The sequence below is a fragment of the Luteimonas sp. KH_071 genome, assembly GCF_057838005.1.
Genome location: NZ_CM174458.1, coordinates 3,064,319 through 3,076,408, shown reverse-complemented (window position 1 = coordinate 3,076,408; position 12,090 = coordinate 3,064,319). Strand labels below are relative to the sequence as shown.

The 12,090-nt window shown below is 67.5% G+C and carries 17 protein-coding genes; 9 read left to right on the top strand and 8 right to left on the bottom strand.

Annotated features, from left to right (window positions below; all coding sequences use genetic code 11):
• Positions 1-14: 14 nt before the first annotated feature.
• Positions 15-521 (bottom strand): DUF421 domain-containing protein, encoded by a 507-nt coding sequence (locus tag AC3IRM_RS14135; protein ID WP_489203710.1) that lies wholly within the window; start codon positions 519-521, stop codon positions 15-17.
• Between the two features lie 217 nt (positions 522-738).
• On the opposite strand from AC3IRM_RS14135, the gene AC3IRM_RS14130 reads away from it, so the two are divergent.
• The 3 genes from AC3IRM_RS14130 (at position 739) to AC3IRM_RS14120 (ending at position 2,743) form a co-directional block, all read left to right on the top strand.
• Positions 739-1,008: a hypothetical protein gene (locus AC3IRM_RS14130; protein WP_489203709.1), complete on the top strand. Its 270-nt coding sequence runs from the start codon at positions 739-741 to the stop codon at positions 1,006-1,008.
• 510 nt (positions 1,009-1,518) lie between these two features.
• Complete coding sequence (locus tag AC3IRM_RS14125) at positions 1,519-2,235, top strand: SOS response-associated peptidase (protein ID WP_489203708.1); 717 nt, start codon at positions 1,519-1,521, stop codon at positions 2,233-2,235.
• A gap of 61 nt (positions 2,236-2,296) precedes the next feature.
• Complete coding sequence (locus AC3IRM_RS14120; protein WP_489203707.1) at positions 2,297-2,743, top strand: hypothetical protein; 447 nt, start codon at positions 2,297-2,299, stop codon at positions 2,741-2,743.
• Positions 2,744-2,752: 9 nt separating this feature from the next.
• Here the strand turns inward: AC3IRM_RS14120 and AC3IRM_RS14115 are convergent, their stop codons facing one another.
• A complete protein-coding gene (locus AC3IRM_RS14115; protein WP_489203706.1) occupies positions 2,753-3,232 on the bottom strand; it encodes a cupin domain-containing protein in 480 nt (159 codons plus the stop codon).
• A gap of 60 nt (positions 3,233-3,292) precedes the next feature.
• Positions 3,293-3,844 carry an adenine phosphoribosyltransferase gene (locus tag AC3IRM_RS14110; protein WP_489203705.1) on the bottom strand — a complete coding sequence of 184 codons (552 nt, stop codon included), beginning with the start codon at positions 3,842-3,844 and terminating at the stop codon, positions 3,293-3,295.
• A gap of 133 nt (positions 3,845-3,977) precedes the next feature.
• Here AC3IRM_RS14110 and AC3IRM_RS14105 point away from each other — a divergent pair, with 133 nt between their 5' ends.
• Positions 3,978-4,709 carry a lytic transglycosylase domain-containing protein gene (locus tag AC3IRM_RS14105; RefSeq protein WP_489205933.1) on the top strand — a complete coding sequence of 244 codons (732 nt, stop codon included), beginning with the start codon at positions 3,978-3,980 and terminating at the stop codon, positions 4,707-4,709.
• Between the two features lie 59 nt (positions 4,710-4,768).
• Here the strand turns inward: AC3IRM_RS14105 and AC3IRM_RS14100 are convergent, their stop codons facing one another.
• A complete protein-coding gene (locus tag AC3IRM_RS14100; RefSeq protein ID WP_489203704.1) occupies positions 4,769-5,965 on the bottom strand; it encodes a PQQ-dependent sugar dehydrogenase in 1,197 nt (398 codons plus the stop codon).
• Positions 5,966-6,350: 385 nt separating this feature from the next.
• On the opposite strand from AC3IRM_RS14100, the gene AC3IRM_RS14095 reads away from it, so the two are divergent.
• The 4 genes from AC3IRM_RS14095 to AC3IRM_RS14080 all read left to right on the top strand — a co-directional run bounded on the left by AC3IRM_RS14095 (position 6,351) and on the right by AC3IRM_RS14080 (position 8,721).
• Complete coding sequence (locus AC3IRM_RS14095; protein ID WP_489203703.1) at positions 6,351-6,725, top strand: EF-hand domain-containing protein; 375 nt, start codon at positions 6,351-6,353, stop codon at positions 6,723-6,725.
• Between the two features lie 124 nt (positions 6,726-6,849).
• The gene (locus AC3IRM_RS14090; protein WP_489203702.1) at positions 6,850-7,587 is read left to right on the top strand and encodes an HAD family hydrolase; all 738 of its coding nucleotides are present in this window, start codon (positions 6,850-6,852) and stop codon (positions 7,585-7,587) included.
• 184 nt (positions 7,588-7,771) lie between these two features.
• Complete coding sequence (locus tag AC3IRM_RS14085) at positions 7,772-8,179, top strand: hypothetical protein (RefSeq protein ID WP_489203701.1); 408 nt, start codon at positions 7,772-7,774, stop codon at positions 8,177-8,179.
• Between the two features lie 95 nt (positions 8,180-8,274).
• Entirely contained in the window at positions 8,275-8,721 is a 447-nt protein-coding gene (locus AC3IRM_RS14080) for an SH3 domain-containing protein (protein ID WP_489203700.1), read from the top strand.
• A 40-nt stretch (positions 8,722-8,761) separates the two neighbouring features.
• On the opposite strand, the gene AC3IRM_RS14075 is transcribed toward AC3IRM_RS14080, so the two are convergent.
• A complete protein-coding gene (locus AC3IRM_RS14075; RefSeq protein ID WP_489203699.1) occupies positions 8,762-8,953 on the bottom strand; it encodes a hypothetical protein in 192 nt (63 codons plus the stop codon).
• A gap of 143 nt (positions 8,954-9,096) precedes the next feature.
• On the opposite strand from AC3IRM_RS14075, the gene AC3IRM_RS14070 reads away from it, so the two are divergent.
• Positions 9,097-9,609 carry a hypothetical protein gene (locus tag AC3IRM_RS14070; protein WP_489203698.1) on the top strand — a complete coding sequence of 171 codons (513 nt, stop codon included), beginning with the start codon at positions 9,097-9,099 and terminating at the stop codon, positions 9,607-9,609.
• A gap of 39 nt (positions 9,610-9,648) precedes the next feature.
• Here the strand turns inward: AC3IRM_RS14070 and accC are convergent, their stop codons facing one another.
• From accC to aroQ, 3 genes are all read right to left on the bottom strand, one after another.
• Entirely contained in the window at positions 9,649-11,016 is a 1,368-nt protein-coding gene (gene accC / locus AC3IRM_RS14065) for an acetyl-CoA carboxylase biotin carboxylase subunit (protein ID WP_489203697.1), read from the bottom strand.
• A gap of 10 nt (positions 11,017-11,026) precedes the next feature.
• A complete protein-coding gene (gene accB, locus AC3IRM_RS14060; RefSeq protein ID WP_489203696.1) occupies positions 11,027-11,506 on the bottom strand; it encodes an acetyl-CoA carboxylase biotin carboxyl carrier protein in 480 nt (159 codons plus the stop codon).
• Positions 11,507-11,576: 70 nt separating this feature from the next.
• Positions 11,577-12,020 (bottom strand): type II 3-dehydroquinate dehydratase, encoded by a 444-nt coding sequence (gene aroQ / locus AC3IRM_RS14055; protein ID WP_489203695.1) that lies wholly within the window; start codon positions 12,018-12,020, stop codon positions 11,577-11,579.
• Positions 12,021-12,090: the final 70 nt, after the last annotated feature.

The following is a 12,090-nucleotide window of genomic DNA, read 5'->3' as shown; positions in this document are numbered from 1 at the left end:
GTGCGAATGAGCACTCAGGCCGGGGCGTGCGGGCCGTCCTTGCGCGGGATGAAAGTGATTTCGCCGGAGGTCTCGAGCACGGCCAGTTCGATTTCGGCCAGCGTGGCGTAACCGGCGGCGCGGCGTGCAATCGCGAAATCCTGCTCGCTGATCGCCTGCCGGGCGAGCTGCGCGCGGAACACCTCGCCGCGACGCGCCAGGATCACGGGCGTGCCCTCGATGAAGCGGTCGAATCGACGGCTGCGCGCCGACAACCGGCCGACCAGCGAATTCAAGGCCAGCAGTGTCGCCGCGAGAATCAGACCGCCGAGCAGTGAGCTGTCTTCGCCGATCAGCGAGTTCTGCACGGCATTGCCGAGCAGCACGACGACCAGCAGATCGAACGGTGTCAGCTGGCCGACGGTGCGCTTGCCGGTCAGGCGCATTAGCACCAGCACGACCACGTACACCACGACCGCGCGCAGCACGAACTCCCACCACGGCATGCTCAGCGAAAACAGCGTGTCGAATACACCGTGCATCGGGTTTCTCCACCGGCGGCGCCGGTGTGCGGCTTATCGCGCACGGGCTGTTGCGCGTCAGTGAATGCGGGCGCGAAGCCGTTGCGAGGTAGATGGTCGGCGCGACTGTCGGCAGTGACCGGCCCACCAAACATCCATCACACACGATCCCGTCATGCGCGACGTGTGAGGATGGCGTTGTGCCCGGCCGCCTCCTTCCGGCCGATAGACACCTCGAATGCCCCCCTTCAGTTTCACGCTGCGCCATAACGCGGCGACCTTCGACTGGGAACTCGCCGCCCATGACGGCGCTGCGCCTTCGCATCATGCGACGCATTCGTCCGCGTTCGACATGCTTGCGGCGCACCCGCTGATCATTGCGCGTGGCGCGACGGTGCGCGTGTTCGGCGCTGATGGCGGTTACGAGCACGAGCGTACGTATGCGCCTGCTGTGTCGAAGACCGCGAAGTCGAACTGCGACACCGTCGTTTCCAAGGTCGCGTTCTAGAGCGCCGGCCGCCCGCAGCTCGCGGGCTTCTCCACGTATTGATCGCCCGTATTGATCGCCGCCCGGATTCCGGCAGGGCTGCGCTGACGCATCGCCAGCAGGCACACGCAATGTGCGACAGCGCTGCGCGCATCCACGCGTATCGCGGGTGCCTGTCCGTGGGATCAATATTGCTGTGGCGGATCCTGCGGCTGGTTCGGTGCTGGCGGGTCCTGCATCGGTTGCGGATCCCGCTCCGGGTCGCCAGGCGTCGGCAAAGGCGGATCGACAGGCTGGTCGGGCATCGGATCGTGCATCGGATGCGGAATGCTGCCGGGCACATCATCCGGCGGCGTCGGCGGTCGCGAAGGATTCGGCATCTGCATGGTGTCGTCTCGTGGCGGGTGGTGCACACACCGTGGCGGCGACCGCGACATGCAGGCGTGAAATCCGCGCCTGCTTCACGCGTGGCGTCGCAGGCTCAGTGCATGTCGCATCGCGTGCGCCGAATCGTCCAGCCAGAACCCGCCGATGCGTAGGTTCGTGCAGGCCATTGCAGGCGAGAACGTGCCGTCCGAATTCTCTTCCGGTGTTGCAACCGCGCTGTCGGACGCACCGCCGCGCTACAACATCGCCTCCAATGGCGATGCGCTCGTGCTGGTCACGCATGACAGCGAAGTCACCGTTGGCACACTGCGCTGGGGGCTCGTGCCGCGCTGGTCGAAGCTGCCGGAAACCTCGTACAGCACCATCACCGCGCGCCTGAATCGCGCACCGACGAGTCGCGTCTACGCCAGGCCATGGGCCTCGCGACGCTGCGTCGTGCCGATGAACGGCTATTACAAATGGGACCGCAGCGGTGCACGGCCCGTGCCGCATTTCATCCAGTCGCGCAGCGGCGAACTTCTCTTCGTAGCCGGGCTGTGGGACCTGTGGGAACGCGAGCCGCCCCCGCTGGCCTCGTTCGCCTTGCTGACGATGCCCAACACCGCGATTCCGCGGCCGTTGTCGCCCGACGGGCCGTTGTTCCTGCCGGTTTCGAAGATCCATTCCTGGCTGTCCGATCCGGCGCCCGATCCCGCGCGGATCGCCGGCACGCCGCAGCCGGCGCTCGAGGCCTACCCCGTCTCGAAGCGGATCCGCAGTCGCGATGTCGACGATTACACGCTGCTCGAGCCCGCACTGCCGGGTGCCCCGGACGAGCCGGATGACGGATTCGATCCAGACGCGGACGTCGACGACGACTGACGGAAATCTCACATCGCAGCGTTATTGTCCGCGCTTCCCCCGATCCGTTCCGGAGTCCGTCATGTCCATCCTGCGTACCGCGTGCCTCGCGATGTCCATCGCCGCCGTCGGCGCCCCTGCCTTTGCCCAGGCGCCTCTCGACGACAGTCAGGCCGCGTATATGGGCGCGCACGTCTTCGATCGCCAGATCGAGGTGTTCCGCGAGTTCTGCGCCACGGATCCAGCCGGCGCGCAGGCACTCGACACCGGCGTGACCCAGTTCCGCATCAACAATCCGGACTATGTGGCTGCGAAGGGCAACAAGCCCGACTCCCCCGAGTTCGCCGCGACGGTGCAGGCCGTCGACGCCCAATTCGACCAGGTGGCCGGCACCATGCGCACGCAGCTCGCATCACAACCCGTCGGTCCGCAGTGCACCACGCTCGGCGACCAGCTGCGGCAGGCACGTTTCGCGGCGCTGCTGGAGCAGGCCAAGCGCGGTGCGCCGCCTGCGCCTGCAACGCCCTGACGCGACGCGCTAGAACGGCGCGCCGTCGACAGGATCATGCGGTGGCGCGGGCAGGGCATGGATGCGCGCGCGTGTCGCCGCATCCGGCGCGGCGCGCTGGAGGTCCCAGTCCTGTCCGTCGGGATAGGCGCCGATCACGCGGAACGCGTCGTCTGCATCGATACAGCGATGGCCGGTGCCGGCCGGTAGCAGCAGCGCATCGCCTGCTTCGAGCGTGATCGCCTTGCCACCGGGGCCGCCGATCTCGAGTCGCGCGCGCCCCGCGTACACCCCGAGCACCTCGTGCGCAGTCGAGTGGTAGTGGTGATCGTCGTAGACACCGCCGCGCCAGTCCGGCCGCCAGCCGTGCGCGGCGAACATGCGCTCTAACGCCGGCGCATCCGGCGCAGAGCCGTCAGCCGAGTGCAGGCCGCGATAGATGCGTACCGCGATTGACGGATTGTTCGGCACCCAGTCGTTGGGGCCGAGGACCAGACGTTCGATGCGCATCACAGGCTCCGGCACGATTCGCCGGCAGCGTGCATGTGGACGTGTCGCGGCGCCTTGAAATCAGCCCTGCAGGGCGACGTGAAGTGGCGCGTCGACATCCCAGCGTGCGCGGCCATCGAGTTCGGGCAATTCGACCAGCACCGCGGCGCCGACCACGGTCGCGCCCTGCCGGCGTGCCAGCGACAGCGCCGCGCGCAGCGTGCCACCGGTGGCGAGTACGTCGTCGACCAGCACCACGCGGGCCCCGGGCGGCAATGCATCGGCATGCATCTCCAGCCGGTCGCTGCCGTATTCGAGCGCGTAATCGTGGGCCAGCGTGCGCGCCGGCAGCTTGCCCGGCTTGCGCACCGGCACGAAGCCCGTGCCCAGCGCATGCGCGAGCGCGGCGGCGAAAATGAAGCCGCGCGATTCGATGCCGATGAAGGCATCCGGCACCGCATCGCGCCAGGGCGCGGCCATCGCATCGATCGCATCGGCGAACCCGCGTGCATCGGCGAGGACCGGCGTGATGTCCTTGAACACGATGCCGGGTTTGGGAAAGTCCGGGATGTCCCGGATCAGCGACGACCAGTGCGGCATCGGGGAAGGGCTCGTTCGGCGGGCGACGATCATGGCCGCACATGCGTTCCGACACAATGTGCACGCCACGCGGCGTATACAGCCGCGACCCGTCTCCGGTGCCGCCATGTCCCAGCTCCAGCCCATGTCGCACCGATGGACGGCCGTTCTGGTCGTGGCTGCGCTCATGGCGGCTGCGCCGGTCGAGGCGCGCACGGTGTGGCGCTGCGTCAAGGGCGGCACGGTGAGCCTGTCGACCGCGCCCGAGCCGGGTTCGACATGCGAGCCGCGGGAGATCGCTGACGGGGCGGTGCAGACGCCGAACCTGTGGGGCGCGATGGGCGTCTTCAGTGGCGTGCTGTACGAGCGTGAGCAGGACGGCGTGCTGGTCTATGGCACGCGCCGGCTGCCGGGCGCGCGCGAGTACCTGCGCTTCACCGCGCAGACGCCGCCGGGCGAACCCGCACACGAAGGCCTGGGCAATGTCGGCGCGCCGCAGCTCAAGCCGCACTCGGCGCTGTTCGCGGCGAACGCGAAGACCTACGGCCTCGACGAGGCCTGGTTGCGTGCGATCGCCCATGCGGAAAGCGGTTTCGACGCCACGGCAGTCTCGCCGAAAGGCGCGCGCGGGGTGATGCAGCTGATGCCCGACGTGATCGCCGATTACGGTGTGGTGGATCCGGATGCGCCGGCCGAATCCATCCGCGCCGGCGCGCGCCATCTGCGGGGCCTGCTGCGGCGCTACGACGGCGATCGCACGCTTGCGCTCGCGGCCTACAACGCCGGCATCGGTACGGTCACGCGGTTTGACGGCGTGCCGCCGTATGCGGAGACGCATGCCTACATCGACAAGGTGCAGGCGCTGTACGTGCGCTATCGCGCGGCGCTGGGCAATCCGATCGAACGTCCGGAAATCTGAAGGCCCCAAAACGAAGAAGGCCGCGGTGTCCCGCGGCCTTCGAGGCGACGCGTGGGCGATCAGCCCTCGCGCGGCGCCAGCCGGATCAGGCGGCCGTTCTTGCCGTCCTCGATCACGTACAGCGCGCCGTCCGGCCCTTGCGCGACGTCGCGGATACGGCCGCCCATCGCGAAACGCTCGGCCTCGCGCGCGCTGTCGCCGTCGATCTCCACGCGCACCAGCGTCTGGCCCGACAGGCCACCGATGAAGGCGTTGCCGGTCCATTCCGGGAACAGCGTGCCGCTGTAGAACGCGAGGCTCGACGGCGAAATCACCGGCGTCCAGGTGATCGCCGGCTTCTCGAATTCCGGACGCGTGTCATGGTCGGGAATCTCCCGGCCATCGTAGTGGTCGCCATTGGAGACAGTCGGATACCCGTAATTCGCGCCACGCTTGACGAGGTTGAGCTCGTCGCCACCGGCCGGCCCCATCTCGCTGTTCCACAGACGGCCCTGCGCGTCGAACGCGATGCCGAGCGGATTGCGGTGGCCAAGCGACCAGACCTGCGAGGCGACCTCGCCCTTGCCGGCGAACGGGTTGTCGTCCGGCACGCTGCCGTCGTCGTTGAGACGCACGATCTTGCCGAGGTTGGACTGCATGTTCTGCGAGGGATCGAACTTCTGCCGTTCGCCCGAGGAGATCCACAGCTTGCCGTCGCCATCGAACGCGATGCGATGTCCGTAATGACCGTTGCCGTCGACCTTGGGCACCTGGCGCCAGATCACCGAGACATCCTGCAGCGCACCGGCATCGAGATCGAGACGCGCACGTGCGACCGCGGCGCCGCGACCGCCTTCGCCGTCTTCCGCATAGCTCAGATAGACAATGCCGTTCTGCGCGAACTGCGGATGCGGCTTGATGTCGCCCAGGCCACCCTGGCCCGCGTTGGCGACAGCCGGCACGCCGGAGATCTCGCGCGCTTCGCCGCCGGGCAGCGTCACATGCTTGAGCACGCCGCTCTTCTCGGTGATCAGCACGCTGCCGTCGGGCAGGAAACCGATCGCCCACGGCTCGTTGAAACTCGCGACCGCGGTGCTCGCGAACGGCAGGCCTTCGATCGCATCGGAAGCGGGCGCTGCGGTCGCATCGGCGCTGTCCGCCTGCGGCGCTGCGGTGTCCTGCGTCGCGGCGCCGTTGGCGGCATTGCCGTCGCAGCCCGACAGCCACAACAGCGAAGCGGCGAGCGTGGTCAGAACGAGGGGTCGCGTACGTGTCATGCCTGTCTCCAGAGCGCAATCGGGGTAAACCCGAGTGTCGCATACCGGTCTGTGGAGGCCCTTTGACGCGCAGCCGAGCGCGCGTTCGTAAACGTTGTGTTCGATTCAGCACTTCTTGCGCGCGGTGTCGATCGCGGCAGATGCGCGCACCGACGGCTGCACCGCCGTCGCGAAGCGCTTCCATGGCACTCGCTCACACGCCATCGACGAACCGCCTAGAGCGTGCGGCCCTGGTTGTGGTTAAGCGCTCGTAAGCAGGCGCGATCGTGGCGCCCGATTCATTCATTCGCTTGGCTGCAAGGTGGGCCCCGTGCGGTATCCACGACGAGGACGAATCACCACCCCGCGCAACACACCCAAGTTTTGAAACACGGAGAAGATGCTCATGAAGAATGCACGTAAGCCGCTGACCGCGATGATCGCCCTGGGTCTCGCCATGGCCATGCCGATGGCGTTCGCGCAGGATCCGACCTCTTCCACCACGCAGGCCCCGCCGACCACCGATGCGGCGACCACCACGCAGGACTATGCGCAGGACGCCACGGCCGATGCGCCGCAGGCCCAGCAGGGTCAGGTGACCTGGGCGGACCTCGATGCAGACGGTGACGGCAAGTTGAGCCAGGCCGAAGCCGCGGGCCTCGAGGGTCTTGCGCAGGTCTTCAGTGAGGTGGATGCCGATGGCGATGGCTTCATCACGCCCGAGGAATATCGCGACTTCGTGAACCGCCAGGCCGCCGGTGCAGGCGCCGCCGAGGAGTGATTCCGGCACGCGTATGCCGTGATTGGTTGATCGGGATCACGTGAGATGGGGGCGGCCTGCGGGCCGCCCTTTTTTGTGGCCGGCGTATTCGGAACGCGGCGTGTCCGCCGCGCATAATGGGCGCATGACCCGCATCCGCATGGTCGGTTTCGATGCCGACGACACGCTTTGGCGCAGCCAGGATTATTTCGACGACGCGCAGGCCGAGTTCGAAAGCATCGTCGGCCATTACGTTGACCTCGCCGATGTACGCGTGCTCGATGCGCTGTACGCGGTGGAGACCGCCAACATCGCCGTGTTCGGTTACGGCGTGAAAGGCATGGCGCTGTCGATGATCGAATCGGCGACGCAGATCACCGGCGGTCGTATCGCGGCGCTCGATCTGCACCGCATCGTCGAGATAGCCAAGGGCCTGTTGCGACATCCGGTGGAGTTGCTGCCCGGTATCCGCGACGCCGTCGAAGCTGTCGCCGCGGATTTCGAGGTGGTGCTGATCACTAAGGGCGACCTGTTCCACCAGGAGGCGAAGGTGCGCGATTCGGGGCTGTCGGACCTGTTCCGGCGCATCGAGATCGTCAGCGAAAAGGATCCGGCGACCTATGCGCGGCTGATGACCGAATTCGACATCGACGCCCGGCAATTCCTGATGATCGGCAACTCGCTGCGTTCGGACATCGCGCCGGTACTCGCGCTCGGCGGCTGGGGTGTGCACATGCCGTATCGCACGACGTGGGCGCACGAGACCGCGGCAGAGATCGATGCGTCAGGGAATGCGCGCATGTGCGTCGCCGCGGCGCCGGACGCATTGCCGGATGCAGTCTCCATGCTCGCGGCACGCGCATTGGCAGCGCGCGCCGGTTGACCGGGATTCCCGCTTCGATCACGGCGTAAACGCTTACAACGCCGGTAAGCGGTTACAGTTTGAACCGTCTCTTTACGTGACCGTGGAAGCGCGCCTGCAGGTCGCAAAATTGCGCGCCTGTTCATTCCCGACGCGCCATGTTGCATCCATGGCCGCTGCGGTGGCGGCCCACAGGAGAGATGCCATGACGACCCACTTTTTGACCAAATGGCTGGCCCCCGGCGTGCTCGCCGCCGGTCTGACGGCCGCCGCGATGGCGCCAGCACCAGCGCACGCGCAGGCCAACAACGATCTGGTGCAGGTCATCGTCGATGTGGCCGATGTGGTGCTGCGCGGCAACCAGCCCTACTACCGCGGCGACTACAACAACCGGTTGCGGGTGTCGTACGACCATCGAGGCCGCCCGGTCTATTACCGGATGGCGCCGCGTCATTACAACGTGCGTCACAACGGTCCGCCTCGACATGCGCCAGCGCACGGATGGCGCGGCAAGCAACAGGTGCGCCGCGAGACCTGCGATCGTCGCGGCCGCTGCACCGTGCAGTACTACGACCCGCGGCAGGACCGTTCCAACAACCATCGCTGGCGCTGAATCCGCTCCGAAAATATCCCGTATTCAGCCATTCGCCGCGCCGCAGTCGCCGACTGCGGCGTGTGTCTGTCCGGGCCTTCTGCTAGCGTTGGCTCATGCGCACTGATTACTCCTGCACCCGCCGAGTCCCACGTCCGCTCGCCGCAGCGCTGGCCGCCCTCGTGCTGCTCGCGGGGGTCCCTGCAAGCGGCATCGCGGCCCAGACGATGACCTGCGAACTGGTGTTCACGGCCGGCACCTGGTCGATGCATCACCGGACTGCACGCGGCACCGGTGAACTGCGTTGCACCGACGGGCAGACACTACCGGTCCGGGTCAGCGTCAAAGCCCACGGCGGCGACACGCTGCGCATCGACGCCGGCGCTGCGAGCTTCAGTGGCGTGGAGGATCCACGTGACGTGATCGGTGCCTATGTCGCCAACGGGCAGGTCGGCGACGATCTGGCGATGCGCAAAGGCGACATCGCGTTGCGCGTGACCGGCACCGGCGACTGGTGGCAGCAGGGCGGCCGTCCAGGAACTCTGGTCATCGCCGCGCGCTGAGGCGCTCACCGACGGCGCTCCGGCGTTGGTGCGAAACCGGTCAGTCCACCCGCAGGCGATTGTCTTCATTGCGCGGCAGTTCGCGCATCGTGTTTTCGGCATCCACCCCGATGCGGGTGGCGAAACGGTCCAGCGCGAGCCACCAGGCGCCCAGCAGCACCACCACCACGCCGATGCCGATGCCCCAGCGCCACAGGCGGTTCGAGCGATCTCGCGGTCGGGAAGTGTCCATGGCGGCTGTCCTTGGGTTGCGGGCGTGGGGTATGGTCGTTCGCCGCGTGTCGCGGGTACGTCGCGGTCGACGCGGCATGCTGACACCCCGGACAGGCCAACGCGCGAGATGCGGCCGTCCGGCCAGTCGAGGAGCCTATTGCGATGCCAATCCGTCCGGCCCTGATTCCACTGCTGCTGGCAGTTCTGGCCACGCCCGCGCTGGCGCAGGAGGCAGCCCAGGTGCCGGCATCTGCGCCCGCACCCGCGGTCTGGTCCGCAGCGAGCGGCGACGAGTGGCTCGACACCTGGCTGGCGGACGTGAACACCTATGCCGGCCGCTATCGCGGTGCGTTCGTCGACGAACTGGTGCGCTACCAGGGCGCGCCGCGCGCGTTCGTCACCGAGCTGCTGGAGGCGGGTGCGCGACCGGGCGATGTCTATATGGCGTGCGCGACGGCGAACGCTCTAGGACGGACCTGCCGCGAGGTCGTCGGCGAGTGGCGACGCGATCCTGCTGGCGGCTGGGGAGCCGTGCTGGAACGACTGAACGCGGCCGGCGGCACGGAGACCTTCGCGCGCGTGCGGCAGGGTCTGGTCTCGAGTTTCGACCGCTGGGCGCGGCCGATCCGTCTGGACGCGGCCTTGCGCCGCGCGTTTCCCGATCGCGAAGGCTGACGTCGCCGAACGCCGCAAAGGCGGCGTCCGGAGTCGAAGTCAGCCGATCGCCAGCGTCTTGTTCTTGCGTTCGGCGAGACGCTTCTCCAGGTAGTGGATGTTCTGTCCACCGGCATGGAAGCCCTGGTCGCGCATGATCCGCTGCTGCAGCGGAATGTTGGTCTTGATGCCGTCGACGACCATCTCCGACAGCGCGACGCGCATGCGGCAGATCGCCTGTTCGCGATCGGCGCCGTGCACGATCAGCTTGCCGATCATCGAGTCGTAGTTCGGCGGCACCGCATACCCTTCATAGACATGCGTGTCGACGCGCACACCCGGCCCGCCGGGCGCATGGAAGTGGCGGATCGTGCCGGGCGAGGGCATGAAGGTGTCGGGGTCTTCGGCATTGATGCGGCACTCGATCGCATGGCCGCTCAGCACCACGTCCTCCTGCCGGATCGACAGCTTGTGGCCCGAGGCGATCATCAGCTGTTCGCGGACCAGATCGATGCCCGTCACCATTTCAGTCACCGGGTGCTCGACCTGGATGCGGGTATTCATTTCGATGAAGTAGAAGCGGCCGTCCTCGTACAGGAACTCGAACGTGCCCGCGCCGCGATAGCCGATGCGGATGCAGGCATCCACGCAGACCTTGCCGATCGCCGCACGGGCCTCGGGCGTGATGCCCGGCGCCGGCGCTTCCTCGACGACCTTCTGGTGACGACGCTGCATCGAACAGTCGCGCTCACCCAGGTGGATCGCATTGCCCTGGCCGTCGGCCAGTACCTGGATTTCCACGTGGCGCGGGTTCTCGAGGAACTTCTCCATGTAGACCATGTCGTTCGAGAACGCGGCCTTGGCTTCCTGCTTGGTCGTGGCGATCGCGTTGACCAGTGCGGCTTCGGTGTGGACCACGCGCATGCCGCGTCCGCCGCCACCGCCGGCCGCCTTGACGATGACCGGGTAGCCGATCTCGCGGGCGATCTTGACGTTGGTCGCCGCGTCGTCGCCGAGCGGGCCGCCGGAACCGGGCACGCAGGGCACGCCGGCCTCCTTCATCGCGCGGATCGCCTCGACCTTGTCGCCCATCAGGCGGATGGTCTCGGCCTTCGGCCCGATGAAGATGAAGCCCGACTGTTCGACGCGTTCGGCGAAGTCGGCGTTCTCGCTGAGGAAGCCGTAGCCGGGATGGATCGCCTGTGCGTCGGTGACCTCGGCAGCGGCGATGATCGCCGGCATGTCGAGATAGCTCTGACCCGAAGGCGGCGGGCCGATGCAGACCGATTCGTCGGCCATCGCCACGTGCTTGAGGTTGCGGTCGACGGTGGAGTGCACCGCGACCGTACGGATGCCGAGGGTGTGGCACGCGCGCAGGATGCGCAGCGCGATCTCACCGCGATTGGCGATGACGACTTTTTCCAGCATCGCGGCGGCCTCAGCCGATCACGAACAGCGGCTGGTCGAATTCGACCGGCTGGCCGCTCTCGCACAGGATCGCGACGACGGTGCCCGAAGTCTCGGCTTCGATCGGGTTGAACATCTTCATCGCTTCGATGATGCCCAGCGTATCGCCGGTCTTGACCTGCTGGCCCACGGTCACGAAGGCCGGCTTGTCCGGTGCGGGCGAGGCGTAGTACGTGCCGACCATCGGCGACTTGATCAGCTGGCCGGGCGGCAGATCGTCGCCTGCGGCTTTCGGCGTGCCGCCGGTGGCGGCGTCGACCGGCGAGCTCATCGGCATCACCGGCTCGGCGGCGCGCGGGGCGGCAGCGGCTGGCGCGGGGGCGTACATCATCGGCGCGGCGGCCGAGTTACGCGACAGGCGCACCGACTCTTCGCCTTCCTTGATCTCGATCTCGGTCAGGTTGGACTCTTCGAGCAGGTCGATGAGCTTCTTGATCTTTCTCAGGTCCATGCGGGCCTCTCTCTGTGCGTGGGTCGCGCAGTCGCGCGACGAAGGAACGGGATGGAATGCGTGTCGGAGCTCAGGCGTCGCGCAGCCTGTTGATCGCGGCGTCAAGCGCGTAGCGGTAACTGTCGGCGCCGAAGCCGCAGACCACGCCGATGGCGAGGTCGCTGAAATAACTGGTGTGGCGGAACGGCTCGCGGCGGTGCGGGTTCGACAGGTGGATCTCGTAGAACGGCAGCGCCACCGCGGCCAGCGCGTCGCGCAGGGCCACCGAGGTGTGGGTGAACGCGGCCGGGTTGAGCAGGATCAGCGCGGTGCCGTCGCTGCGGGCGGCCTGCACCCGGTCGACCAGCACGTGTTCGGCGTTCGACTGCAGGCTCTCCAGCGTATGGCCGGCGGCCTGCGCGGCGGTCTGCAGCGAGGTATCGATGTCGGCCAGGGTCGCGTGCCCGTAGACAGCCGGCTCGCGGGTGCCGAGCAGGTTGAGGTTGGGGCCGTGGAGGACGAGGATCGAGGCCATCGGGAATGCGGTGCGGCAGGTGCGCGAAGTCTGCGGGATGTCCCCGATGGTGTCCAGTTCGCAGACGTTT